This is a genomic window from Sinobacterium caligoides, assembly GCF_003752585.1.
GTDB lineage: Bacteria > Pseudomonadota > Gammaproteobacteria > Pseudomonadales > Sinobacteriaceae > Sinobacterium > Sinobacterium caligoides.
Window position 1 is genome coordinate 1,236,192 of record NZ_RKHR01000003.1, and the last position, 24,789, is coordinate 1,260,980.

Consider the following 24,789-nt stretch of genomic DNA (forward strand, 5'->3'; position numbering starts at 1 on the left):
TTGACCGTGTAATTGAGGTTTAATCCTCTTTATATGACTCAGGTGTCTTTTGGTTAGATGCCTTAGCTATTTTTTCGGCGCTTCAGCGAAACCAACCCTAACAACGCAGAACCAAACAACCAAGCTGCACCGGGAACGGGGACTTCAGAGCCAGATACTTCCGCAAGCACCTGATAATCTAGGCCGCTAATTTCAACGAAAGCGAAGTCGTTAAAAACAGCGTAGTCAAAACTACTAAAAACCCAGTCAAACTCTAAAGCCTCTCCGGCTAGAGCATTAAATTCAAAGCCGAATATTTCCCCAGTGGTTCCATTCTCAAAATTACTGTTAACATAATTAGATGTATCCATTTCCGCATCCGAATTCAAATGCAGAGAGGGATCGAAAATCGAAAAAACATCTAGAATTGAGATCACGCCGGTATCACCTTCATTGCTGACCCCAATATTAACTATTCCACTGTAATCTTCTTCAAAGATATAAGAAAATGTATGCTGGTCAGTCGACTTAAGCACTAGATCCCCTTCCTCTGGAGGCCCAGGATTATCAAGATATACCGTCGCGCCTGCGTTGACAGCGGTTAGAGATGTAAGCAAGATTAGCAAGATTTTATTCATGGTCATTTTAATAGTCCGTTATTTAGCACTACAATTAAATATAGAAAGCAGAAGCATTATTAGCCTGTTAGGGCAAAGCAAAACACATGCCAACTCTACAGTTTTGCTAAACAGCCCCCCCTTTCCTAGCCTCTAGTATTCGTCGATGTAAAGTAAATCGACAGCACCTTAATATACCAATCAGAATAACTAGAAAAGCGGACAAACTTAGACCTGACTACTTGCAATCACTTCACCTAACGAGCCCCTAGTATCACTGCGCCTCTCACTGCGTGCGGCGTGACTTTCTCTGTAGCATCGACCCGCACAGCAGTGTGAGCAATGAGCACCGCCGGGCCTGGGTTGAGTCTCGCGCCTTTGAGCTTGCCAGTGCCTTTGCCATTGATATCCGCGCTTATGTCGTGATAAGTAATCACAAACGCGCCATTGCACGACAGGTCAGTCAGGCGGATGGCTCTACGTCATTTTTTAAGCAGACTTCTTCGCCGCCCCATACATCAGCAACCCTATCGCAAGGAATGCAGTGAAAATCGGCAGGCCGCCTAACAATGCAACCAATTGATTGGAAAACGGAGGGGCGAGGTCCATACCCGCATTACCGCTTAACCCTCTTGCCCAACCATAGAGGGCGTTGCTGTAGCCGGTAAATACAATACTGTAAAAGAGTAGGCTGGCTTGTCGGCTGCTCAAGCTTAGCAGCGAGGCACAAGAGGCAATGGCCAGCATTAATAGACCGTTGGTCAGACCTTCCATATGGCTTATTTTCCAATCAGATACCTGCGTAGCCATGCTGCCTAACAGACTCATTGCGAGCGGGATACCTGACAGCATCCCTAACATAATGACCATGCCAGAATGCAGTATTAATCTTTTTCTTAAGTGATCATTCACGGCCACGCCTCTATCAATGGTTAGTTTTTTATCGCAGAACTGATGCTGTTGCGGAAGGCTATCGGCAACAATGCGGGACGTCAAAAAGAATGATTAATTACGCTGAAAGTTATAGCCTAACCTCATGATTATGGGTGACTTTATGAAAGTATAGCTGCCAACAAACACCGCAGTGATAGTGACGATTGCATCTGCTACATGCCACGGTGATGCAATCATTCAGACTCTTCACGCTCTGGTAATTGCGAGTTAATACAATACCAATTAGCTTTTTGTGATGTCCATATATGCTCTTTCTCTGCCGACTCGATATCACTATCGAGAGAACCAAGCCTCAGAACAATATGAGAGGTATCGGCTCTTTTTGCATAAATTTGAGAGCCACAATTCAAACAAAAATATCGATATTTTCCTGTAGATGACTCATACGATGTCAAATTATCTTTACCAAACAAAATGAAATCACAATCTTGAACAGAAGCAACGCTCGAGAATGCACTTCCGTGGGCCTTTCTACACGTCTTACAACGGCAATGAACTATGCCTCCAACCGTGCCAGATATTTCATATTTCACTGAACCACATTGGCAACTTCCATTAATCATCACGCTCTCGATCTTCATTCGGTACATAACACCTCAATAACCGGCGCAGATTTGCTGCGCTCGGCCCCGTAGGCGCGTAGCTGATAGATTTGTTATGAGCATGACTCACGGCGGAGTTACTATTTTTGCCAGCTTTTTCTGATCTGTCCAACAACTACTAATGTTCTTTTGTCTGCACCGAGCATAAGCTTTTTCCCCAAGAAGCTTACTTGTTTTGTCGAGGTTAACACTTTGAACGTTTTCGCCGCGCTTTGTGTTGTCTCTCCATTTTAAGAAATACACTTTATCAGCCTCATCTACATCTGGTCGATAGATTACAACATCATGCGGGTCGGCTTTTTGAGATGAAGCTGCCTGGCCAGGGATGGACTTATTAAATTCTTTGAAGAAATCAAATGGCTTGAAAGGGTTCTCGGGATCATACTTTAACCCAAGAGCTGCACATAAATTCTTATAAGTAGCAGGATCTAGCTGTGGATCTATAGCAAAACCTTTTCCCACTTCGACCTCAAAACTGAAGTTAGCAGCTTTGACACCAAACAGCAGAACAAATGGCTTATCATCTATAAAGAAGAATACATCGATAGAATAATACGCCATGAACGCCCATCGCATCCTTTTTGGCTATGCGTCTTCTCCAAATTTCCGTAAATGCCAAATTCAGCACATCTTCGGCCTCTCTATCGCAAACTTCATTGATGAATGCGATATCAGCCCCTTTTGGATATATCAGATAAACTCATTTTCTGTTGCGCCGAAAATGTCATATACATAATTATCAGCATCGTCGATTATTTGCATGCTCTTCATAGGCTATAACGCCTTTAACAACGGAAAATTACGGAGCCGAAAGGGCAGTAAGCGTTCCTTACCTTCATTACTTGAGAAGCCGCTTTTTCGCTTTTGGGGCCACACTCGTTGGTCCCGGATAACCGTTAATAGGTTTCTAACGAATGCTGACGAGTAGCAACAGCGGCCTCGTAGCGCTGGCGATCGCGGTTGGCGAAGGCTACCAGCGATAGCATTACCGGTACTTCGACGAGTACGCCGACAACGGTGGCCAGAGCGGCACCGGAGTGGATGCCGAACAAGCTGATCGCCACCGCTACCGCCAGCTCGAAGAAGTTGGAGGCGCCAATCATACCGCCGGGGGCGGCAATGGTATGGGGCTGGCCGCGGCGCTGTAGCCAGCGGTAGGTGATGAAGAAGATCAGATAGGTCTGCAATAACAGCGGCACCGCGATCAGGGCAATGTCCACCGGGTTGGCCAGGATGGTCTCGGCCTGAAAGTCGAAAAGTAACACCACGGTGCCTATTAGCCCCAGGATAGAGAGTGGCTTGAGGCGGCGGCTGAGGCGGTCGATCTTGGTGCTTGAGCGAATGCCATCTGGGTTCTTGGTCAATAGTCGCTGGCGACTGAAGGCGCCGGCGCCGAGGGGGATGATGACAAACAGCGCCACGGAGAGCAACAGGGTATCCCACGGGACCGCGATGTCGGTGACGCCGAGCAATAGCGCGGCGATTGGCGCAAAAGCCACGATCATGATCAGATCGTTGACCGCCACCTGGGCGACGGTGTAGTTGGCATCGCCACGGGTCAGCTGACTCCAGACAAAGACCATCGCGGTGCAGGGAGCGACACCCAGCAAAATCATACCGGCGATCAACAACACTAATGTTCGGCCAACCATCACGCCATGGCTCGCTGCGTCTAAATGCCGCCCACCGACATGCAGTCTATACACTCCTTGCTCTGCTGCATCTAATCTAGCCCGGACTTACTATCAAAAAGACGGAGATCCAAACGCAGCAAGAGCCCTAATCCAGACCTGAAAACCCATTGCCGTTACCACTACACTATCTCCATCTTATTCTCGCCACTGACTCATATCTTCCTCGCCAAAACAATTACCAAGACAGCAAGATTTATTGACCACCGAATGCATCAAAATTAAATCTATATGACAAAATAACGATAAAAATCCTAGCCATTAAGTATTACAAAGTGAGCGGCCTGCCACCCCTACAACTTAATATTTACGGATTAAATCAGAAAAAATAGCTTAGTTATTTAAAATAATAATTTTCCACTTGAACATCTAAACATCATAAATCTAATTACTAAAAACTTGTAAAATCGTAAGATGAATGGCAATATTGCACGCAGCTCATGCTTGACCGAGCCTGGGTTGAAAACCTTATCGAATTTTAAACAAAAGGACTTTTGTTATGATAAAAAAAATGATACTTCTTACCGGTTGCGCTATGGCCATTTCTACTGCAAGCGCAGGAAACCTTCTTGCTCCTGGAGACACTATCAGTGTTGAATGTACAGGTATTAAATTTAGCCTAGAGAGAATTGGCGACACGTATAGGGCAAACTTACCCGGCAAAACCATTGAGTACTCAGAGCTTACAACGGACATTGACTCATTTGATTTTATATCGAGAGACAGCCATGGCAATACTTTGAATGCGCTGATGCTGAACTATGTAAATGATTACTTGATGATAGATAATAATTCTGGCACCTTCAAAGATGAGTCTGGCTCCTTAAATAGGATTAGGACCCAGGATATAGCTCGATCTTTAATTAATGCCGCCTCAAGAAGCGAGGTGATAGAGAACCTTAAGCATCAGGGTGTTAATACTTACCGATCAGCAACATTTAACACACCATTACAGATAACTATCACAGGCATAGAGCAAAGCCTAGATGGTATTTTCTTCTATGACGCAAAGGACTCTACGAAAAGTCGATCATATCAGAAGTGTTATTTCATGTAACACTGAATTGAACATAGGCTTTAAGCTGACCTACAGTCATTTCGATAGGAGTGACTGTAGCAGCTCACCACAACCGCCAAACCAATTTTTCCGCAAGAAATAATAAATATCTAAAATGCGTGGCTGAATTATTAATTAGTATTGAGCACAATAACACTCAATACAACTTAAACCTACACAGAGCCTCATAGGGACTGCGATGGCTAATCGTATTATTGAATCTAATCGTCAAGATAGATGGTTGCCGGGCCACAAGACATCCCCCCTACTTTCATTGACCTCTGAACGGATAAACATTTAATACATACAACAAAATAACGATGGATACCTTAGCCATATAAATCATTACTCTGCTGCATCTAATCTAACCCGAACTTATTGTCAAAAGAACTAGAGCCTGTAATTAACTGCCTATGTAAATGAGATTTAAGATTACAGCTTAATGATTTCTTTTTTTGTAATTTTTATTTCTTAAAACTTACAGCTCATTGACAGAGAGCAAGCCCTGCTATCTAATGTAATGAAACTTATAAAACAGGAGATTTAATATAATATGGCTAAATATATAGAGCTAACTAATGATAACTTTGACGCCACAACAAACAATGGTGTGTCATTGATCGACTTTTGGGCACCTTGGTGTGGCCCTTGTCGAATGATGGCACCAACAATCGAAGAGTTAGCTGAGGACTTTGATGGTCAAGCTAGCATTTGTAAAATAAACGCTGACACACAACAGGATTTACTTTCTAAATTTGGCATTAAGTCTGTTCCAACGATTATTTTAATGAAACACGGGGAACCTCTTGAAACAATACAAGGTGCCTGCTCTAAAAATAAATTAACAGATGCAATAAATGCATTGTTAATAGATTAAGAGCTTATCAAGACACCCACCTCACTCTCCTCTAAATACATCGAATTTGAACGTATACGACAGAGCAACGATGGTTGTCTTAATTATTTTCTACAGCTAACCCCCGATTACAGCGACACCGGCCAGCACAAGGGACTTAAGAGCAATTGCGATCGTACCCTCAGCTAGCCGCCACCACCCTACCGATAAGCATAAGCTTTACAGGGTAAATTAGAAGGGATGGCTTAGTTATTTTTTGAGCTAATAAGACACTAAATTCTTAGCAATAATCTGGATTGCATCATCTATCCGACTTGAGCCCCAATGAGCCGCATACCCTCGGGTAATCATCTCCTGATCATATATGTTTACAAGCTCAAAGCATTCATAGCCGTCCTCTACTATTATTGATATCACATGGGTTGCGGCAAGCTCCAATTGTGACCGGAAACGGTTGTTTACGGTACTATAAGGCATAAAAAAATTAAACAATTCTCTAGCGCAAGCCTCAGGTTTAACACCCTTTGTTCCAACCATTGTTTTGTACGTATCTCTTGCTCCATGAACATATGTCCTTGAAGGGACTGCACCAAGCGCACCGCCCGCACCACCACCGGCAGCAGCACCAACAACAGCACCGACAGGGCCGCCAGTTATCCCACCTAATCCCGCTCCAGCAATCCCTCCTGCAAAACCTGTAAGGCCTGCCCACAGCTGCTTCCTAACAACACCATCATCTGATTTATGCCTACGATTATAACTCTGCTTCTTAGTAAAAGCGTAATCAATAGCAGTGAAAATATCTGAAGGAACCTCATCACCAGACTTTCTAGGCATATACTGTAAAGACAGCTGACAACACCTTGCTATTTGAACATGAGTCGGCCGCGCCCCGAGCGGACCGATATCAGCAGTCAATATGTTTCTATCAGTTTCAAGGCTACTAAATATCCCTAATGGCATAATTCTTCCTTAATATTATTTTTATAAATTAAAGCAATACCAGCTTCTTTATTAGCCAAGCCCTAAAACACAAACTATTTTTGATACAACATGAAAATAATTCACCCCACAGCAAACAGCAGAGGTATATCATAGTTTTCGGACCTTAACCGTGCTTTATTTTACCTTAGCGATATTTTATTTCAATATATAGTAGCGATAGGCGCCGCCATAACCTCACCCTGTACGTGGAGAAAAGCACAGAAAACGCCTTACGGACGCATCAAGAGATGCAGCAATACAAAAGGGGTGTCATCCTAGCTGACAATATTCTTGCGAGGCGTTGCCATCGCTTAGACGGCCGATCATAGAGGTATGCTGTACCTTAGGTAGGACGAAACAGCCGTCAAATTAGAATGGGGGCTTGGTTATTCCTCATCTAGCCTAAACCGGATTTACTGCCAAAATACAGAGCACCTGTACTTTATTGGCCGCGTAAGTAAAATGTAACCTTTTCAGTTAACTATGGGCGACTTAGTTATTTCACAGTTTTGCAAGTCCGTTGTCGCTACTTGTTAAGACTGCATTTGGCAGCCCAACTACCAACTCCAAGCCATTGATCTTTTATAAAAGTTTCAACTAATTCTGTGCGGCCATATTCTAATGCCTTTGACTCAATTAGAGAGAGTAAAGCTTTAGCTTTCCTGGCTTTCTTATTATGCTCAGAATCATCACCACATTTTTTATGGATATTTATTTCAGAAACCTCATCAATAAACTTTAAGGTAAGAGCTGAAAGCTCATTATCATGCGCCTGCTCCTTGTATTTATTTTCGATCTCTTTTTCTTTTGCTTCTAATGCCTTCAGCCTGCTTTTATATTCTTCTTCTTTAACGCTAGCTTCAGCTATTAACTTTATCATCTCTTCTTGCTGCTTTATTGATTCGAGGCGCTGTTGATCTAGGTAATACCAGCCACCACCAAAAAGAATAGCAACTGCGATAAATGAGCCCAGAGAGTTGGTTACGTCTTCTTTAGTTACTGACAAACTATATTTCCTTAGCGATATTGATAGACCTTAATGCCTAAAGCACTCAACAAACACCTGAGCTTTTATTTTGTGCGAATGTTTTGCCGCACAAAATCGAAGCGAAAAGTATTTAGTCGCTGCAACTTATTTTGTTAGGAATTCCCCCCACTTGTCTCTTTAACATAGTAACAACAGCCAAATAACGATGAGCTTCTTACTTATTTTAAAATTATAATGGGTGGATTAATTATTTCTCCTGTAATAATTTTATCAAAAGGACAGACCTTACCCACTTTCTCCTTCATAAAGTGTTATGAAACCAGCACCCTTTACACAACAAAGCCGGCTGTAGCCGGCTTATCATCTCACACACTAAAAACCTAGCAGACAGACCCCACAACCTCTTTACGGAGAATCTCAGGCAGTGACAGCTTGGAAACTATCTACACTATTGGATTGAATATATGAGACAAAATAACGATAAATGCCACTCTATCTTTATTGCTTTGAGCAGTTAGAAACTGAGAATGTATGTTGACTATTGCTAAAACTGAAACCAGACAGGTGAAAACCTTTGATTAATGTATACATAGTTTTAATATCGTATTTCTTTGATGGGTCAAGCACTGTTATTGAATAATTGCCATCCACGCCTACATCTACTGTATAATTATCATCATTATAATCATCACAATCTAGTTCCACTTTATCCTCGGAGGAAATAACTCCTTCGCCGCCATCGTCAACCCCACCACACATTTCATGTTGCTCATGAACCCTCCGGTAAGAAATGCTGGCTTTTGGACCTGCGTGAGAATCATATTTAATTTCACCTCGATCATAATTAAACCTATCTTCACGGGCCATCCAAGCACTCTCAAACATAAGCCAGTTATTAGATGCCCTGGCAGTAATACTTGCAGTGTTATCACCAATTTTTTTAATTTTTACCGTTGTGGTACCACCATATGTATCACCAGACACACACTTAAATATTGCCTCATCATTATTGGGCGAATCACTTTTTGCCAGAACATTAAATGACACTGACATTACAACACATGATATAGCTAGCTTTTTAAACATACTCATTCCTTTGAGATATATAACTTTCATTTTTTGTAAAATATTCAATTTTACGATGAGGACTATACCTTAAACCCCACCCTACTTGATTGAATATAAGCGACAAGTAACGACTGCCGTCTTAGTTATTTTGTGTGCCTATGTTGTATTTCTATATATTCTGAAACTGTGCAATTATATTTCCCGCATTGTAATTAGCTTCAACCAACACCCCACATAATTAATTAAAGAATACTAAGTCTCACACCTAGCTAAGCACCGCAAGATTTTTATTACAACTAGCGACGAGCGTCTTAGTTATTTTTCACACCAAGCCAACAATTGATCAAACGGAAACGTATATATTTAATTTTATAGAAATGTTTTACAATCAAATAAAGCGCCACTCTCACACAAGCGGGGAATCGCCAGCCATATATGAAAAGGATTATTTATTGAATCAACCGGTGTCAAGCAAAGGCTGAGAGATCAAACTTAATCGATCAAAGCTTGCATAGCACTGATAGCAACAAATCAAATAAAAACAAAGAGGGATAACCATGTTTAAGCAGTTACTACTGGGCCTGGCGATATTTATTACCACGGGGACGTTGAGCGCAGCTGAGATAGATAAAACACAGCCATATATAATGATGAAACAGGTGTCTAAACAAACCTTCGAACGATTAAAATCAGACCAGGATATCATTCACAAAAGTCCTGACCATATAAAAGTTATCGTTGAACAAGAGCTAATGCCCTACTTCAACGAAAAATATGCAGCATTAAAACTACTAGGCCCCAATTTAAAAGGCGCTAAACGCGATGATGTCGCTAAGTTTATCGCCTCTTATCGTACCTATATCGTGAGCGCTTATGCGCAATTTTTAACTCAGTACACTAAGCAGGAGATTGAATTTATCCAAGAGCCGCTAGACGCGAGCGAGACGATTACGAGCATGAAAGTAGCTATGATTGATACATCAAAGCCCGATATCAATTTTGAGTTTAAACTGCGTAAAGATAAAAAAACGGGGGAATGGAAGGCTTTTGGTATTATCACTGAGGGAGCTGGCTTACTTTCCAGCAGGCAGTCAGAATGGAGCAACCAATTACGTCAATACGGCATCCTGGCTGTCGCTAAAGATCTTGAGGAGCTAGCTGCTAGACCTATTCGCTTCGAGAGTGAAGACACATTAACTCAGAACAATGACGATGAATATCTGATGGGCAAAACTCGCTTCTCTGTGAACATTACGTAGGGAAAGTGTGGATCGTGAGCTATATAGAGGCTCCGCAGGTGATCAAGCTTATCAAGACCACCGTCTTCATTAACTCTGAATGCACCGGGCTGAATATATACGACAGAATAACTATGGGTTTCTTAGTTATTTTTTGGCCTGGTTAAGCCTTTGAAAACACATCTAAGCCGCTACTTCTTTTTGCCAACAATAAAGGCTGCTTTAATTCCAAAACAGTTAAACCTGACTGATTGACAACTTTAAACTCGAAAGTTGAAATTCCTCGGTCTGACTTAGATGCTGACTCACGAGCAGCAATACACTCACCAACTAAGTGCAATACATCGTCTGGCCTAACTGGATTATTAAATTTCATACTTTCTACGCCAAGAGCCGCAATGACCGCCATTTTCCTCTCTTGTTTGTGTGCAAGCTTAACAAAAATTGAGTACACGTGTGCACCTGATGCTGTTAAGCCCTTGTAAGGTGATTCTTTTGCTGCGAACAAATCTATATGAAAAGGCATTGGGTCCCATGTTTTCGCGAATTCAATAATCTCGCTTTCAGTTACTTCGTGCAGGTGCCCCTCTGTGATATAACCAACTACAGCATCTTCAAAATAACAATTACTCATTCGTGATTCCTTTGAGGTTTAACGCCGCCAACAGCGGCTGAGCGTAGCGAAGTCCAGCCAGCTTTGCTGGCGAAGCTGCTTGGCCTTGTTATAGCTGGGCTTGGTGCATTGTTGCTGATTGTGAAGTAAGTCCATGCTAACTGCCGCTAAGCCGTGTTGTTGATTATTTGATGAATACAGTACCGTACTAATGGCTGCATGGAAAGTTACAACTAGCTGATAGCTGTAAGAATTTACGACGATTACAGGGAGTGGTGGGCGCCGGAAGAGAGACTGGTCTGAGTATGATTAGAGAGCAGAGCTTTTAGCGCTATAACGCCCTGTTAAAGCGTGAGCGACGCAATACCGAAGCTCCCGCATACCACCTTAACCGCTAAACGCAACGCATAGTACAAATGCCGCGCGTTGCGAATCACTTTTAAGCAGTTTGTTATGTGCGTGCCAAACGGTAGCGCATTACTGTACCCTCACTTTCATCTGTGTAGTTGCCCAGATACACACCGCCACAGTTTTCGATGACCTTTTGTGATGCTGAGTTGTCGATTGAACAGGTAACAATAGCTGAGTCAGGTACAACATAGTCACGAACCCAAGCGAGAAGAAATGAGGCGACTCCTTTACCACGAGCTGCTGGTCTAGTTTCATAGCCAATATGACCTATGACGTTTTCAATATACTCATTTGAACCATGGCGAACTCTAACTGAACCAAGAATTGCACCGGACTTCATACAAAAGTAAGTTGTTATTGGAGCCCAACCGTCAGGTAGTATAAGAGCTTTCCAGACACCCATCGTCATTGACCTCTGAATACACAAAATTGAATATATACGACAGAATAACAATGGGTGTCTTAGTTATTTTTTTGCGAAGCATCACCCAACACCAGCATTAGGCTGCGCATAGCCGCCGCACATAAAGGACAACAACCAAAGAGTTACTACCCTTCATTGGAAACGAGCGTCAACTCATCCCCAAGGGGATGTGCTTCAACCTAAATGACTATGTGGCGCTCGTCGATCAAACCGAGCGAGTACTACGCAAAAACAAACGCGGCTGCATCACCAACAACGCCGAATACATCCTAACACGGCTTAATATCTCTGCAGAAAACTGGCTACAGCTAACAAGCTCGTTCGAACACCTTTTTACCGGCCCCGTAGGTAGCACACAAAGCCTGGATGACTACCAGCAACACCACAAGCGAAGACGACGGCACGGCATAACAACTAGCCGCACCCTGTTTGGCTAAATAAACCTAAGATCAATATAACTTATGCCCGGCTAACCACCCTGCCGTGACTCGCTACGCCTGAACGCTGCTCATCTACCTGAAATTACTCACTTCATTGCCCTGCAGTACTTAATCTAGCCTAGGTTTTACTGCCAAATGACGGAGCATCCTCTCCTTATTACCTGTGTACGTGAGATTTGCCTTCTTATTTAACTATGGGTGTCTTAGTTATTTTTTTAGTTATTTTTATGTCTTATTTATTTACTCTACCCAGCTATCATGTACTTGCATCCCTTCAAGGGGTAATTTGGGTGGTTTTATCATTGCGAGCGTTCTTTCTTTCCTTGAGATTCGAGTATTAGGCGCTACTGCCCCACCAGTTTCGGTAATACTTTCTAGCGATAGATCAAAGGTGACCCCCCCATCTTTTGCGTTAAAAAAACGGTGGGCTTTATTAATATTTTCCACGATGTAGTTAATTCTTTTAACAGTTGTAGACTGCGGTGCGACCCCTGTGACGCATACAAACAGCGATTGATCGGAGTAATTATTACCAGACAGTTTTTTTACTAAGCTGGCAACACTGGCGGCCTCGCCATCGGTGGAAACATGAGCGAAAAAGAAGTTGCTCCTTTCCTTATCCCAAAAGAAGTACGCGAAACATGAGTTGATACTTCCAGTCATTACACGAGTTAATATGCGTCTCCCTTGGCTGGCCAAATAGAAGCCCCATGGCACCTCTACAGCGGCAGAGCTTGTTTCGGAGTCAGTTATTTTGCTTACTTCATGGCCTGAATACCGTGAGGATTCTTTTGCTGTAACAATCTTCATATTTAGCTACCTAATTAATTGGGGTTATCAAACTTTAACTTTGCAACGACACTCACTAAAGGTCCGAAACCAGAAGAGATATCAGCCTCCATAAAGCAGCCTTTAGCACCTATATCAAAAAAATCTTCAATGAGCTTCATAATTTTCCGAAAACATAACATTTTTATATGACGCCAGCATATATGACTTTATTGTTCACAGCTCCAAACGCCACATTAACCTATTGTCATTTGAACACTTATTTGCAGCCGAGCGTAAAAACCACCCTGCGACGAGGTGTGCTTACCCTATTATTTGTCTATTCAATAAATAAGGTATTATCAACCCACTATTTACGCTCACCTATCAATACGACAGAATAACGATGGGTGTCTTAGTTATTTCGTTGCCAATTTAAAAAGCAGGTTTTGTTTAACACCTGCCCACTCATGATTTGTAACACTGAACATTACTGAATCTCTGACTCTACCATCAGGCATAACCATGTGATTACGAAGAATACCTTCTTCTTTGGCCCCAAGACGAAGAATCGCACTGCGTGAGGTAGTATTCAGGTAATCAGTTAAAAGCTCAACTCGATTTAAACTCAATACTTCAAAAGCATGCGTAAACATTAATAATTTAGCTTCAGTATTCATCTTAGTTTTTTGATATGACTTAGCAATAAAAGTAAACCCTATCTCTACGCGCTTATTTTGCAGATTAGCCTTCATAAACCGAGTTGAGCCAATAACTCGACCGGATATTTTATCAATAGTTGCAAACGCTAATCCATCTCCACTCTCATGAGCTGAAATGGCACTCTCAATAAATTCATCAACATCTTCAATTCGAGGAACCAAAGTAACAAACAAATTCCATAGTTCACCGTCAGAAATTGCTTCTATTAGTTCCCCACGGTGAACCTTAGATAGAGGCTCTAGTCGAACATGATTACCTTCAAGTGTTACTTTCTCAAATACCATAAACAATCCTTATTTAAATTTAGGCTTAACGCCCGCCTCAACTATTTAACTATGGGTGCCTTAGTTATTTAATCGTTCCGTCTGTTCACTTCTTATCGATGACCTTACGGCCCTCCTCATCGGTAGACCTGACCTCTAGCCCCGCATCTAGCGCCTTCTGCCGAGCTTTTTTGCCCGCATTTATGCAATATCAGCAATCTCATCGATTGAGAAATCGCCGGGATCTCGTAAGTTAGCCATACTCCCTCCTTTTGTTTTCATGATACTACACCAATCTGCAGCGCAAGAAAAATAACTTACCAGCCTTATAGCCCTCTCTAACGACGACCACTAGAACACTCCAAAGAGCTTTCCAGACACCCATCTTTATTGAGCTCTGGACTCGTCAGAATTGAATATATACGACAGAATAACTATGGGTGTCTTAGTTATTTCAAAAATATGCAGCATTAAAGTTACTAAGCCCAAATTTAAAAGGCGCTAAACGCGACGATGTTGCTAAGTTTATTGCCACTTATCGTACCTATGTCGTGAGCGCTTATGCGCAACTTTTAATTCAGCACACTAATCAGGAGATTGAATTTTGCCAAGAGCCGCTAGACGCGAGCGAGACGATTACGAGCATGAAAGTAGCTATGATTGATACACCAAAGCCCGATATCAATTTTGAGTTTAAACTGCGTAAAGATAAAAAACGGGGGAATGGAAGGCTTTTGATATTATCACTGAGGGAGCTGGTTTACTTTCATCAGGCAGTCAGAATGGAGCAACCAAGTACGTCAAGACGGCATCTTGGCTGTCGCTAAAGATCTTGAGGAGCTAGCTGCTAAACCTATTCGCTTCGAGAGTGAAGACAAATGAACTCAGAACAGTGACGATGAATATCTGATGGGTAAAACTCGCTTCTCTGTGAACATTACGCAGGGAAAGTGAGGATCGTAACCTATATAGAGGCTCCGCAGGTGATCAAGTTTATCAAGACCACCGTCTTCATTAACTCTGAATGCGCCTGCGTTGAATATATACGACAAATCAGCGATGGATTCCTTGGTTATTCGGATGTCTTAGTCAGTTGGGATTTTTGGCCGGAATGATGCTTTAGCAATTGATTATAGGGTAACGCTCGGGTATGCATGAATGACGACTATATGGGAATTGTGAAGATAAAAAAGACCCCGATTTAGGAGCCTCTAGTCATTACTTATGAACAGTTACTTTCTGCGTTTAATGCCTGCCAAACCTACAAGTGCAGAGCCAAATAGCCATGCTGCTGCCGGAATAGGAACGGCAGAATATTCATTAACTGTAAGCTGACCAGTATAAACACCATCATTTCTAAGGGTGAAATCTGTGAGTAATTCAAGACCAGCAATACCGCTCTGAGTAATTTCGGTGTCTCTATATATTTCGTCAGGAAATGCATTAGCTTCAAAAATACCCCAATTAACCCCTGTAATTGGTGAGTTAGGACCACCGACATATACGTAAGGATAATTAAGGTCGTCAGGCACTCCCTGCGCAGCCTCATCTTCTTGAGTGAATGTTTGTCCAAAAACAGTCAATGAAATATCGATCTGTCCATATTGCACTCCAGCAGGGGAGTCGCCATCTGGTAAAAAGCCAATATCTACATCATCGTACTGGATTGTTCCAGTGCCTATGACTCCATCAAAGGTGCCACCTGAAACAACTACCTCAAAATCAGCATTAACAATTGCCGAACTTGCATTAAATGATAAAAACGAAAAAAACGAAAAAAACAGTGTTTTCTTGAGCATAATAGAGTCCTTTGGTTTATTAATCCGTTTATTCTTGAATTCATTAGTTATAATAGCCAGCAATAATCATACCGACAAAATAGACTAGTAAAACACGCTGTTATGTCGCTTCCGTGCTAAAAGAATCGTTAGTCCGTCAATTATTCCGACGTTTTCAACTTTGTTTAGTATTATCTGCCGTAGTTTATTGTGGGCAACACTTACCCTATAACATTTTTTATATAACGCCAACACACAGTTTATTGTCAACATCTCCAGGGACCACTTTAATCAACTGTTATTTCGATTATTATTTGCCATTACTTGCAAAGTTCACCCTGCAAAGAAGCATGCTTACCCTATTATTAATCGGCTCTGGAAATAAGAGCATATCAAGACTCCTTCTAACGACAGGAATAACTATGGGTGTCATAGTTATTGCCACGTAAACAGATCGTCAGCCTAGCCGACACCGCCTACTATCACTTCGACTTTAGAGCTTGCTAGTGTCTTTGCCATCGATATCTGTGCTTATGCCGTAATGAGCAACCACGTCCACCTGGAGCTACGCGTTAATGAGGCTGAAGCTCAGCAATGGACTGACCAACAAGTGGTTAAGCAGTGGCACCAACTATACCAAGGTAATTTGCTGACACAGCGCTTTGCCAGAGGCCAAGCTATTACATCTTACGAGCAGGGTACGCTGGACAGCATCATCACGGACTACCGTCGTCGCTTAGCCGACATCAGTTGGTTTATGCGCGCGTTAAACGAACCGATCGCACGACAAGCCAGTCAGGAAGACGGCTGCACCGGCCGCTTCTGGGAAGGACGCTTCAAGTCACAAGCACTACTCGACGAAGGGGGTCTACTCGCCTGCATGGCCTACGTAGATTTAAACCCCGTTAGAGCCAAGATGACGAAGACACCTGAGGCATCAGCTCACACCAGCATTAGACTGCGCATAGCCGTCACACATAAAGGCCAACAACCCAAAGAGTTACTCCCCTTCATTGGCAACGAGCGTCAACAGATGCCCAAGAGGGTGTGCTTCAACCTAAAAGACTATGTGTCGCTCGTCGATCAAACCGGGCGAGTGCTACGCAAAAATAAACGCGGCTGCATCAGCAACAACGCTGAGGACATCCTAACGCGGCTTATTACCTGTGTACGTGAGATTTAGCCTTCTTATTTAACTATGGGTGTCTTAGTTATTTTTTAGCTGCCTCCGGATACTGGCGCCTTTTGTGTGGCTCTTTGCACACAAGGCGCCAGTATCCGGAAGTCAGATTGCAGGCGCTTGTTATGCTCCAGCCCAAATGCTACACCTAATAATAATGCTATAACTCCAATCTATTTCTGAGGCCAAATCCCTTGAACTTGCCATCTTTGGCGACCACTTCCATCATCCTCACTCCACAAATCAACATTACTACCATCGCTAGTACAGCTAAGATACACCCTACCACCAGTCACTCCGGATGAAACCTGGATGTTATAGGTGTTGCAAGTGGGTGAATTTGTAACGGGAAAAAACATCCAACGCTGGCGGCCACTTCCATCGTCTTTATCCCATAAGTCAACATTACTACCATCGCTTGTAGTGCTGAGATACTTTTTATCACTGCTCACACCATTTTCCACAATAATGTTATAATGGTCGGTTCTGCCTTCGACCAATTTGACATTCCATTCTTGTCGGCCGCTACCGTCGTCCAAATTCCATAAGTCGACATTGTCACCATTACCAGTGCAGCTTAATATGGAGCGGTTGTTAGTTAACCCTCTTAGTACCTGTAAATTATGAGAACCTTCAATCTTTACGCTTTTCATCATTTTTCCTTATTGTGATATGTCGTTATTAATCATTTTAAGTCGCGCTCTAATCTAAATAGATTTCACTGCAACACTATAATAGTCATATTTAGGAAAAACACAGTATTACATGAGAAAATATTCTGCATAACGCCTAAAGAACCCGCAAAAATTCGAGCGCGCGAATGTTTTTGTCGGGTTGCTTTTTTTGTTAGGAATTTTTAGAAATGTGGTTATTTAACATGTTAATTATAGCTTGGTTAGCCTTTTTTCCGTATTTAGGGAACTGCTGAAGTGCATCGAGCCATTCTATTATGTATGGAGCTGTGTGCTTTGTTGACTCATTTTCTTTAGCCCACAATTCCTCAAACCCATTAACCATATTAACTAAGTTCTTTAATGAGTAATAACACTCTGGACATAATGTTCTATATTGGCAAATATAACTCTTTTTTACTTCGTAGGTATACTTCTGAGCTTTGGCTGAGAATACAGCTACCTGATGGCATTTTGTGCATCTGTATGCGGAATCTATATACGCATTCCTGACAGGTGACTCATATGCATAAGAGTTTTTACTTGAGTCCGACCAATTGACTTTATCCATTGGTTCGATATTTTTTCTAAGCTCAGCAGCTGCAGCCTTTTTTCGAAGCTTATTTTTCGACTTCTTGTCCATATCAGCGCCTACAGTCATCGTTGCCTAACGCCAAGGTAATGGGAAACCTTGCTGCGAAGCAGCGTTTAAGGTTTTACAGCCGCAGGCGATCATTGACCGTTTTGTTATGTGTTTTTGTCGCATTCGTAGACTGAATATTCATTGTTTATGTCTGCTGTATTAAGAAAGCCTGTTTCTTCAGCGTCTATGATGCTTTGAACTGGTATTTCATGCACTATTAATTCATTAGTTCCAGCCCCGCAAACAGTCATGACATCGAGCAAGTTGTCATAAGCAAGGGCTTATCAAGACACCCACCTATATTGACCTCTGAACGCGCCATAATTGAATATATGCGTCTGAATAACTACGGGTGTCTTAGTTATTTGTTCACAGCTAACAACCTCGTTCGAACAACTTTTTACCGGCCCCGTAGGTACCACACAAAGCCTGGATGATTACCGGCAACACCACAAGCGAAAACGAAGGCACGGCATAACAACTAGCCGAGCCCTGTTTGGCTGAATTAACCTAAGATCAACATAACTCATGCCCGGCTAACCACCCTGCCGTGACTCGTTACGCCTGAATGCAGCCCATTTACCTGAAATTACTCTCTTCATTACCCTGTAGCACTTAATCTAGCCCTGATTTACCGCCAAAAGACGGAGCATCTGTATTTTATTGCCTGTGTACGTGAGATTTAGTCTTCTTATTTAACTATGGGTGTCTTAGTTATTCTATTATTCTATAACACCCCAACAAGCTGCCCAGTGAGCGCCGCTACACTGTAGCGGCCTCGTGCCAACCCAGCGGCGCTTACTGGGTCAGGCTTCATTGGATTGTTACACATTTTCTGGGTCGTATTTGAACTTCTCATAACGTGTGGCGTAGAAGGCTTCTAAGGAAAGGTGCGCTTCAAATAGTTGAGACCAGACTTCGTAGCCATCTATGAGGTTTTCACCGTCTTGGCGATAACATTCTTGCATGTCGTGTACTGAGAAGTCGTTATCTTTTGCGTACTGCGCAGCTTCTGCCTCAGCCTTTGAGTGAACCTCATCGAACGATTCAGCTTGGAATACTACAACTCTCTCTTCGAATACATTCTTTCCGTCTGATTTCACACCAAAGTGAAAGACGTTTCTTACAGCGTACCATTCCATAGTCTCACCAATCATGGGTAACATTTGTATATGACGCTAGCTTATATAGCTTTATTGTTTACAGCCCCAGATACTACCTTAACCCACTGTTGTTTCAATTCTAATTTGCCGCTGACTGCCAAGATCACCCCGCGACGAAATGTGCTTGCCCTATTATTTATCGGTTCGGGAAATAAGAGCTTTCCAGACACCCATCTTTATTGAGTTCTTAATGTAGTAGATTGAATATATACGACGGAATAACTATGGTTGCCTTAATTATTCCCTTTAGCTAACTGGTATTTAGCTCATAACGCCATTCTCTGCAAAGGCCTCCCTGTGATGAAGTGTGTCCCTGCTATTATTCGATTCTGGAGGTAATTGGCAAAAGCACTTACAAACCTACCAAGACAAACCTACCAAGACACCCATCTTAATTTCCTTCTGAATACAGCAATATTATACATATACATAGTAATAACGATGGGTGCCTTAGTTATCAAGATAGCTAAGGCGTTGTGCCGTAATGGGCATGCAGTAGAGCCAGCTGTTTATTGGCTATATCCTTATACTTTTCAATATCAAAACCTGAATTTGTATTAAACTGGTTACCATCTTTGTTAACCCTTAATACATCTCCAGTAACAACACCACTCAACCCATCAGAAGAATTACTTCCTTCCGATATTCCGCTAATTGCTCCGTTCTCACTAACGGTAAACGTCAATACACCACTGTCCCATACTGGAAACCCAGTTTCAGCATAAAATCTTTGACGATATGATGATTTGTAAAGAAGCTCCGTGGTCATCCCTTCCAACCTGATATAACCAGTAACCTGGTCATAAATATCACTAAAGTGTGATAATTTAACTTCACCACGCGCCCCAATATAACCACTAAGGGAAACGCTATGCGCGCCGTCATCTATATTAATAAACAACTGAATAAAATCTTCCTTATATCGATCATCCCCCCCAAACTGACCGTTAAATGCCAAATCGGATAAGACATTGTTAAACGTTATTTGATAATCATTTTTCGCCGGATCAACCCCTAAAGATTCTCTTTGCAAAGCAAAAACTTCCTCAGGCATACCCACAATGGCCGCATTCATTACGCTATGATAGCGTTCCTCTTCCGTTGCCGAGACCCATTCATTAACATCTGTCAGATCGATAAGCTTAGTGGCTTGAATATCGATATCGCGCTCAGTAAGCCCAAACAAGTCTTCGATGGCCTTTTTTGCCTTTGATGCATTCTCGTCAGTCAGTTTGCCCGGCATTCCCTCCGCCATCGCAACCGCAAAGCTCGTTAATGTTGAGACATTTGCATTCACAAGATTATCTGATGCTAGCGCCGGTATATAGGACCGAAGCTCCATTCCAGTTACATCATACGAGAAAATACTATTTCCAAACAGCGTATCTATCTCTCCAAAGTCAACATCATTACACGAAGGGTAGAAATCGCACTTGTGATAGAACTTCAAACCAGTCTCTGTTTTTAACATGGCACTGAATGGTGGTGCTGTGTATATCGGTGAATGGAATGAGAAATTTCCTAACTTATCACTATCTGCGCTATATTCTGCTCTCTCAAGCGCAACACCGTCTTTGATCAGAAAAATCTGCACATCCGGGTCTTTCATAACCCCCTTAACAGCCCTACCTTCTATATTAACTCTTAATGAATCGCCATCAACCCCCCCACCAGAAGAGGCACCACCACCACCACCACCACCACCACCACCACCACAGGCAGCCAAGGCAGCAATAGATATCAGCAACAAGTTATATACAGCAATATTTTTAATACTTCTCATCCCTAACACTCTTATTATTTTTCAAGATTGGTAAATATATAGCCGACGACGATAGAAATCAATCGCATATAACTATCAAGGGAGAGGGGCTTCGTATCAACAACATTCAAAAGGCATTCAACACGGCTTAATATCTCAACAGAAAACTAGCTACGGCTAACAACCTCGTTCGAACAACTTTTTACCGGCCCCGTAGGTAGCACACAAAGCCTGGATGATTACCGGCAACACCACAAGCGAAAACGAAGGCACGGCATAACAACTAGCCGCACCCTGTTTGGCTGAATTAACCTAAGATCAACATAACTTATGCCCGGCTAACCACCCTGCCGTGACTCGCTACGCCTGGACGCTGCTCATCTACCTGCAATTACTCTCTTCGTTACCCTGCGGTACTTAATCTAGCTCTGATTTACTGCCAAAAGGCGGAGCATCTGTATTTTATTGCCTGTGTACGTCAGGTTTGGCCTTCTTATTTAACTATGGGTGTCTTAGTTATTTTTTTTTGCGTCAGAATAACTATGGGTGTCTTAGTTATTTAATGCGCTCACGCTCTTTGTGGTTAAAATGTTAGATTCTTTGAGCAACCCACGGTTTACAAAACCGTAAACCGAAACAGAAACCCCAAACAAAACACCAAGAAACAACCAATTGTTTACACCCAATGGAGTGCTTATATATTGTTCGATTTTACTGTCTAAGAAGAAAATTGCTAATAAGAATGCGTAAAATGAATATGAGCCACTGGCTTTTTGATCGAATGCGGTCTGGCCACTCATATCATCTTTGATATTGGCACCGCACTCGGGGCATAAAAAGCCCTCTTTTACTCCATTCTTGAAGTCATCCTTAATTTGGCTGCCTTCAAATTTGGAGCTACACACACAACATTGATATTTCATTTCTTCCTTGATGTAGAGATGCCGATACTTGAAGTTCATTGCGCATAACGCTTTGCTAAGCGGCAATAAAATAGCTGGCTAAAATTAGCGAGGAACGAGCAAAAGCCAGCTGTTTTTTGTCCGTTTAAGCAACTTGTTATGTAATCTTACCAAGACACCCACCGGCATTGCTATAGAAAGCACTCACTCCTAAACTCAAATAAGTCAGGGAGGACTGCCCATGCCAACACCACGTAAACAGATCGTCAGCCTAGCCGACACCCCCTACTATCACTGCGTCTCTCGTTGCGTTCGACGTGCCTTTCTCTGTGGCAACGACCCGTTCAGCGGTGAGAGCTATGAGCACCGCCGGGGCTGGGTGGAGTCCCGTGCTTTAGAGCTTGCTAGTGTCTTTGCCATTGATATCTGCGCTTATGCCGTAATGAGCAACCACGCCCACCTGGTGCTACGCGTTGATGAGGATGAAGCTCAGCAATGGACTGACCAACAAGTGGTTAATCAGTGGCACCAACTATACCAAGGTAATTTGCTGACACAGCGCTTTGCCAGAGGCCAAACTATTACATCATACGAGCAGGGTACGCTGGACAGCATCATCACGGAGTACCGTCGTCGCTTAGCCGACATCAGTTGGTTTATGCGCGCGTTAAACGAACCGATTGCACGACAAGCCAATCAGGAAGACGGCTGCACCGGCCGCTTTTGGGAAGGACGCTTCAAGTCACAAGCACTACTCGACGAAGGGGCTCTACTCGCGTGTATGGCCTATGTAGATTTAAACCCCGTTAGAGCCAAGATGGCGAAGACACCCGAAGCATCAGCCCACACCAGCATTAGGCTGCGTATAGCCGCCGCACATAAAGGCCAACAAGCCAAAGAGTTACTCCCCTTCATTGGCAACGAGCGTCAACACATACCCAAGGGGGTGTGTTTCAACTTAAAAGACTATGTGGCGCTCGTCGATCAAACCGGGCGGGTGCTACGCAAAAATAAACGCGGCTCTATCGACAGCAACGCTGAAGACATCCTAACGCGGCTTAATATCTCTGCAGAAAACTGGCTACAGCTAACAACCTCGTTCGAACACTTTTTTACAGGCCCCGTAGGTAGCACACAAAGCCTGGATGACTACCAGCAACACCACAAGCGAAAACGAAGGCACGGCATCACAACTAGCCGCGCCCTGTTTGGCTAAATAAATCTAAGATCAACATAACTTATGCACGGCTAACCACCCTGCCGTGGCTCGTTACGCCTGAACGCTGCCCATCTACCTGAAATTACTTACTTCATTGCCCTGCAGCACTTAATCTAGCTCTGATTTACTGCCAAAAGGCGGAGCATCCGCACCTTATTACCTGTGTACGTGAGATTTAGCCTTCTTATTTAACTATGGGTGTCTTGGTTATTCTTTACGCGAAGTGGGGCTTAATATCCCTTATACTCAGATATAACCTATCTGCTGTGCCTGCATTCTGCCTTGAATATACGCATAAATCAGCTCACAGATACTCTGGCCTGTTTCGCGATAACCGGCCGCTATGCTTGCAACATGGCAGCTAGGTGCGGCTTCCGCTAAATGCAGATAAGCACAAGGTGTATTTCTGGCTATCGTGCTCACATAATGTAAGGCGTCCAGTAGTGGTATCCCCGCAGCTGTCGAGGCACTACTGGGCATATTGATGATGGCATCGAGATCCAGTTCTAGGGCCACAGGTAGCTGGCAGTCGTTCAGGCGCGTGACTATCTCATCTAATGCCGACTTCAAGGTGATTTCTCGGCGTATCCAGATCGATTGCAAGGTATGCCAGTGGCCGCCGAAGGTGCTGAGTTGCTCCAGAGTCTCTTCACTGTTCTTGAGTTCATGCATGCCGAGTACATGGTAGTAACCCAATGCGCCGCTGGCCGCAGCGTGGGTGAAACTATTGCCACTAAGTCGGCCTTCAGGTGGGCGAAAATCGGAATGGGGATCTAAGTTTACCGCCGCGACTTTCCTGTTAAGGCAATGCTTGACCGACGTCAATAAGCCAAAGGCATTGTTATGGCTACCGCCGATAACGATAGGCTCGAGGCCCGCCGAAATTACCTGACTGACTATGGTGATCACTCGGTCAATATTGCTTCTCATTGCATCGGTATCACCCTCTTCTCCGAGCTGTAGATCATCTGTCTGCATCTGACCCAACACCATGCACTCGTTGCCACTCAAGAAGCGGTTAGATTGTAGGTTGAGAAATTGTGCCATGGCCGATTCGAAGGCATCGGTTGCGCCGCCGGGACCCACATTTGCGCGTGGGCCTATGTCTTCACCTATGCCTAGGATAGCGAAACGTACACCACTGTATCTAGCGCTATCGAGTGTCTCGCTGAGAGGTCTATTTCCATCGCTGCAGTGAACTGTTTGGGCAAGTTTAGTTTCGCCGTCACGAATTGAAGCGAGTTGCAGGCACATTTGTCTGGTAAAAGGAATGAGATATTTCATATCAATTTAGTTCTTGTTTTGATGCTAATAACCAGATTGTGACTTAATCAGGCTCTGATGAAAAGAGCTTTCCAGACACCCACCTATATTGACCTCTGAACGCGCCAATATTGAATATATACGTCAGAATAACTATGGGTGTCTTAGTTATTTTGCACGATATTTCAAAATACTCCCATTGTGCCCACAATGCTCGTGCTGTAAATACGGAGCAAAGAATTATAGTTAAGCATACGACAATGGACTGTAACTTATCTCTATAGTTTAAATAGATGGCTCTAGCCGCGTCGGTTATGGACCACAATAGAAATAGTGTGAATATTGTAACGGAGGCTATATATGGGTTAAAGCCATCTTGAGATGTGCCCAGCCAAAAATCCGATATCTTCGAGCATTGCATAACTACTACAAGGCTATAAATTTCTAGCCACTGAAATAGGAAAAAGAAAATAACAAGGCACGAAACAATAAGCAAATAGTCACTTGATCCTTTTTCTTCCCGAATAGCACA

Annotated in this window: 25 protein-coding genes and 1 pseudogene; 6 read left to right on the plus strand and 20 right to left on the minus strand. The window is 43.1% G+C overall.

All coding sequences use genetic code 11. From position 1 onward, the window contains the following. Positions 1-62: 62 nt before the first annotated feature. The 5 genes from EDC56_RS05485 to EDC56_RS05505 all read right to left on the minus strand — a co-directional run bounded on the left by EDC56_RS05485 (position 63) and on the right by EDC56_RS05505 (position 3,804). The gene (locus EDC56_RS05485; protein ID WP_123711475.1) at positions 63-623 is read right to left on the minus strand and encodes a VPLPA-CTERM sorting domain-containing protein; all 561 of its coding nucleotides are present in this window, start codon (positions 621-623) and stop codon (positions 63-65) included. 462 nt (positions 624-1,085) lie between these two features. Further along, a complete protein-coding gene (locus EDC56_RS19425; protein ID WP_148059327.1) occupies positions 1,086-1,508 on the minus strand; it encodes a styrene oxide isomerase in 423 nt (140 codons plus the stop codon). Positions 1,509-1,723: 215 nt separating this feature from the next. Further along, the gene (locus tag EDC56_RS05495; RefSeq protein ID WP_211333566.1) at positions 1,724-2,131 is read right to left on the minus strand and encodes a GFA family protein; all 408 of its coding nucleotides are present in this window, start codon (positions 2,129-2,131) and stop codon (positions 1,724-1,726) included. 87 nt (positions 2,132-2,218) lie between these two features. Further along, complete coding sequence (locus EDC56_RS05500) at positions 2,219-2,713, minus strand: DUF6037 family protein (RefSeq protein WP_211333567.1); 495 nt, start codon at positions 2,711-2,713, stop codon at positions 2,219-2,221. Positions 2,714-3,048: 335 nt separating this feature from the next. Further along, positions 3,049-3,804 carry an arsenic resistance protein gene (locus EDC56_RS05505; protein ID WP_123711792.1) on the minus strand — a complete coding sequence of 252 codons (756 nt, stop codon included), beginning with the start codon at positions 3,802-3,804 and terminating at the stop codon, positions 3,049-3,051. A gap of 538 nt (positions 3,805-4,342) precedes the next feature. On the opposite strand from EDC56_RS05505, the gene EDC56_RS05510 reads away from it, so the two are divergent. Together EDC56_RS05510 and trxA are read left to right on the plus strand one after the other, a co-directional pair. Further along, the gene (locus EDC56_RS05510; RefSeq protein WP_123711477.1) at positions 4,343-4,900 is read left to right on the plus strand and encodes a hypothetical protein; all 558 of its coding nucleotides are present in this window, start codon (positions 4,343-4,345) and stop codon (positions 4,898-4,900) included. Between the two features lie 553 nt (positions 4,901-5,453). Further along, positions 5,454-5,777: a thioredoxin gene (gene trxA / locus EDC56_RS05515; RefSeq protein ID WP_123711478.1), complete on the plus strand. Its 324-nt coding sequence runs from the start codon at positions 5,454-5,456 to the stop codon at positions 5,775-5,777. Between the two features lie 240 nt (positions 5,778-6,017). On the opposite strand, the gene EDC56_RS05520 is transcribed toward trxA, so the two are convergent. The 3 genes from EDC56_RS05520 to EDC56_RS05530 form a co-directional block, all read right to left on the minus strand. Beyond that, positions 6,018-6,719 (minus strand): hypothetical protein, encoded by a 702-nt coding sequence (locus EDC56_RS05520; protein WP_123711479.1) that lies wholly within the window; start codon positions 6,717-6,719, stop codon positions 6,018-6,020. 547 nt (positions 6,720-7,266) lie between these two features. After that, the gene (locus EDC56_RS05525; RefSeq protein ID WP_123711480.1) at positions 7,267-7,746 is read right to left on the minus strand and encodes a hypothetical protein; all 480 of its coding nucleotides are present in this window, start codon (positions 7,744-7,746) and stop codon (positions 7,267-7,269) included. A 480-nt stretch (positions 7,747-8,226) separates the two neighbouring features. Continuing rightward, positions 8,227-8,814, minus strand: a complete 588-nt coding sequence (locus EDC56_RS05530; RefSeq protein WP_148059328.1) for a hypothetical protein — start codon at positions 8,812-8,814, stop codon at positions 8,227-8,229. 539 nt (positions 8,815-9,353) lie between these two features. On the opposite strand from EDC56_RS05530, the gene EDC56_RS05535 reads away from it, so the two are divergent. Next, complete coding sequence (locus EDC56_RS05535; RefSeq protein ID WP_123711482.1) at positions 9,354-10,055, plus strand: ABC transporter substrate-binding protein; 702 nt, start codon at positions 9,354-9,356, stop codon at positions 10,053-10,055. 142 nt (positions 10,056-10,197) lie between these two features. Here the strand turns inward: EDC56_RS05535 and EDC56_RS05540 are convergent, their stop codons facing one another. The 5 genes from EDC56_RS05540 to EDC56_RS05565 all read right to left on the minus strand — a co-directional run bounded on the left by EDC56_RS05540 (position 10,198) and on the right by EDC56_RS05565 (position 13,697). Beyond that, positions 10,198-10,668, minus strand: a complete 471-nt coding sequence (locus tag EDC56_RS05540; protein WP_123711483.1) for a MaoC/PaaZ C-terminal domain-containing protein — start codon at positions 10,666-10,668, stop codon at positions 10,198-10,200. Between the two features lie 430 nt (positions 10,669-11,098). Next, the gene (locus tag EDC56_RS05550) at positions 11,099-11,461 is read right to left on the minus strand and encodes a GNAT family N-acetyltransferase (RefSeq protein WP_211333568.1); all 363 of its coding nucleotides are present in this window, start codon (positions 11,459-11,461) and stop codon (positions 11,099-11,101) included. A gap of 701 nt (positions 11,462-12,162) precedes the next feature. Next, positions 12,163-12,732, minus strand: coding sequence for a hypothetical protein (locus tag EDC56_RS05560; protein WP_123711487.1), 570 nt, complete (start codon positions 12,730-12,732; stop codon positions 12,163-12,165). A gap of 14 nt (positions 12,733-12,746) precedes the next feature. After that, positions 12,747-12,872, minus strand: a complete 126-nt coding sequence (locus EDC56_RS19935; protein WP_281273335.1) for a hypothetical protein — start codon at positions 12,870-12,872, stop codon at positions 12,747-12,749. A 237-nt stretch (positions 12,873-13,109) separates the two neighbouring features. Next, positions 13,110-13,697 (minus strand): GNAT family N-acetyltransferase, encoded by a 588-nt coding sequence (locus EDC56_RS05565; protein WP_123711488.1) that lies wholly within the window; start codon positions 13,695-13,697, stop codon positions 13,110-13,112. 452 nt (positions 13,698-14,149) lie between these two features. On the opposite strand from EDC56_RS05565, the pseudogene EDC56_RS20070 reads away from it, so the two are divergent. Next, a pseudogene (locus EDC56_RS20070) lies at positions 14,150-14,503 on the plus strand (ABC transporter substrate-binding protein); the annotation flags it as partial. Positions 14,504-14,908: 405 nt separating this feature from the next. On the opposite strand, the gene EDC56_RS05575 reads toward EDC56_RS20070, so the two are convergent. Continuing rightward, positions 14,909-15,475, minus strand: a complete 567-nt coding sequence (locus EDC56_RS05575; protein ID WP_123711489.1) for a VPLPA-CTERM sorting domain-containing protein — start codon at positions 15,473-15,475, stop codon at positions 14,909-14,911. Between the two features lie 520 nt (positions 15,476-15,995). On the opposite strand from EDC56_RS05575, the gene EDC56_RS05580 reads away from it, so the two are divergent. After that, the gene (locus tag EDC56_RS05580; RefSeq protein WP_123711490.1) at positions 15,996-16,637 is read left to right on the plus strand and encodes a transposase; all 642 of its coding nucleotides are present in this window, start codon (positions 15,996-15,998) and stop codon (positions 16,635-16,637) included. A gap of 170 nt (positions 16,638-16,807) precedes the next feature. Here the strand turns inward: EDC56_RS05580 and EDC56_RS05585 are convergent, their stop codons facing one another. The 5 genes from EDC56_RS05585 to EDC56_RS05605 all read right to left on the minus strand — a co-directional run bounded on the left by EDC56_RS05585 (position 16,808) and on the right by EDC56_RS05605 (position 21,835). Further along, on the minus strand, positions 16,808-17,290 hold the full coding sequence (locus tag EDC56_RS05585; RefSeq protein ID WP_211333569.1) for an RICIN domain-containing protein: 483 nt from the start codon (positions 17,288-17,290) through the stop codon (positions 16,808-16,810). Between the two features lie 190 nt (positions 17,291-17,480). Further along, the gene (locus tag EDC56_RS05590) at positions 17,481-17,948 is read right to left on the minus strand and encodes a zinc-ribbon domain containing protein (RefSeq protein WP_162844090.1); all 468 of its coding nucleotides are present in this window, start codon (positions 17,946-17,948) and stop codon (positions 17,481-17,483) included. Between the two features lie 824 nt (positions 17,949-18,772). Continuing rightward, on the minus strand, positions 18,773-19,090 hold the full coding sequence (locus tag EDC56_RS05595; RefSeq protein WP_162844091.1) for a DUF4288 domain-containing protein: 318 nt from the start codon (positions 19,088-19,090) through the stop codon (positions 18,773-18,775). 487 nt (positions 19,091-19,577) lie between these two features. Beyond that, positions 19,578-20,894 (minus strand): hypothetical protein, encoded by a 1,317-nt coding sequence (locus EDC56_RS05600; RefSeq protein ID WP_123711493.1) that lies wholly within the window; start codon positions 20,892-20,894, stop codon positions 19,578-19,580. A gap of 530 nt (positions 20,895-21,424) precedes the next feature. Beyond that, a complete protein-coding gene (locus tag EDC56_RS05605; protein WP_123711494.1) occupies positions 21,425-21,835 on the minus strand; it encodes a hypothetical protein in 411 nt (136 codons plus the stop codon). 181 nt (positions 21,836-22,016) lie between these two features. Between EDC56_RS05605 and EDC56_RS05610 the strand changes: the two genes are divergently transcribed. Continuing rightward, complete coding sequence (locus tag EDC56_RS05610) at positions 22,017-22,991, plus strand: transposase (RefSeq protein ID WP_123711495.1); 975 nt, start codon at positions 22,017-22,019, stop codon at positions 22,989-22,991. 249 nt (positions 22,992-23,240) lie between these two features. Here EDC56_RS05610 and EDC56_RS05615 read toward each other — a convergent pair whose 3' ends face one another. Then, positions 23,241-24,278: an arginase family protein gene (locus EDC56_RS05615; RefSeq protein ID WP_123711496.1), complete on the minus strand. Its 1,038-nt coding sequence runs from the start codon at positions 24,276-24,278 to the stop codon at positions 23,241-23,243. Positions 24,279-24,789: the final 511 nt, after the last annotated feature.

Coding starts and splice junctions, on each gene's coding strand:
- EDC56_RS19935 (WP_281273335.1), bottom strand. CDS start 12,872: ATGAAGCTCATTGAAGATTTTTTTGATATAGGTGCTAAAGGCTGCTTT.
- EDC56_RS05575 (WP_123711489.1), bottom strand. CDS start 15,475: ATGCTCAAGAAAACACTGTTTTTTTCGTTTTTTTCGTTTTTATCATTT.
- EDC56_RS05610 (WP_123711495.1), top strand. CDS start 22,017: ATGCCAACACCACGTAAACAGATCGTCAGCCTAGCCGACACCCCCTAC.
- EDC56_RS05495 (WP_211333566.1), bottom strand. CDS start 2,131: ATGAAGATCGAGAGCGTGATGATTAATGGAAGTTGCCAATGTGGTTCA.
- EDC56_RS05590 (WP_162844090.1), bottom strand. CDS start 17,948: ATGGACAAGAAGTCGAAAAATAAGCTTCGAAAAAAGGCTGCAGCTGCT.
- EDC56_RS05520 (WP_123711479.1), bottom strand. CDS start 6,719: ATGCCATTAGGGATATTTAGTAGCCTTGAAACTGATAGAAACATATTG.
- EDC56_RS05565 (WP_123711488.1), bottom strand. CDS start 13,697: ATGGTATTTGAGAAAGTAACACTTGAAGGTAATCATGTTCGACTAGAG.
- EDC56_RS05580 (WP_123711490.1), top strand. CDS start 15,996: ATGAGCAACCACGTCCACCTGGAGCTACGCGTTAATGAGGCTGAAGCT.
- EDC56_RS05550 (WP_211333568.1), bottom strand. CDS start 11,461: ATGGGTGTCTGGAAAGCTCTTATACTACCTGACGGTTGGGCTCCAATA.
- EDC56_RS05600 (WP_123711493.1), bottom strand. CDS start 20,894: ATGAGAAGTATTAAAAATATTGCTGTATATAACTTGTTGCTGATATCT.
- EDC56_RS05535 (WP_123711482.1), top strand. CDS start 9,354: ATGTTTAAGCAGTTACTACTGGGCCTGGCGATATTTATTACCACGGGG.
- EDC56_RS05510 (WP_123711477.1), top strand. CDS start 4,343: ATGATAAAAAAAATGATACTTCTTACCGGTTGCGCTATGGCCATTTCT.
- EDC56_RS05530 (WP_148059328.1), bottom strand. CDS start 8,814: ATGTTTAAAAAGCTAGCTATATCATGTGTTGTAATGTCAGTGTCATTT.
- EDC56_RS05540 (WP_123711483.1), bottom strand. CDS start 10,668: ATGAGTAATTGTTATTTTGAAGATGCTGTAGTTGGTTATATCACAGAG.
- EDC56_RS05500 (WP_211333567.1), bottom strand. CDS start 2,713: ATGGCGTATTATTCTATCGATGTATTCTTCTTTATAGATGATAAGCCA.
- EDC56_RS05505 (WP_123711792.1), bottom strand. CDS start 3,804: ATGGTTGGCCGAACATTAGTGTTGTTGATCGCCGGTATGATTTTGCTG.
- trxA (WP_123711478.1), top strand. CDS start 5,454: ATGGCTAAATATATAGAGCTAACTAATGATAACTTTGACGCCACAACA.
- EDC56_RS05560 (WP_123711487.1), bottom strand. CDS start 12,732: ATGAAGATTGTTACAGCAAAAGAATCCTCACGGTATTCAGGCCATGAA.
- EDC56_RS05605 (WP_123711494.1), bottom strand. CDS start 21,835: ATGAACTTCAAGTATCGGCATCTCTACATCAAGGAAGAAATGAAATAT.
- EDC56_RS05595 (WP_162844091.1), bottom strand. CDS start 19,090: ATGGAATGGTACGCTGTAAGAAACGTCTTTCACTTTGGTGTGAAATCA.
- EDC56_RS05615 (WP_123711496.1), bottom strand. CDS start 24,278: ATGAAATATCTCATTCCTTTTACCAGACAAATGTGCCTGCAACTCGCT.
- EDC56_RS05485 (WP_123711475.1), bottom strand. CDS start 623: ATGACCATGAATAAAATCTTGCTAATCTTGCTTACATCTCTAACCGCT.
- EDC56_RS05585 (WP_211333569.1), bottom strand. CDS start 17,290: ATGATGAAAAGCGTAAAGATTGAAGGTTCTCATAATTTACAGGTACTA.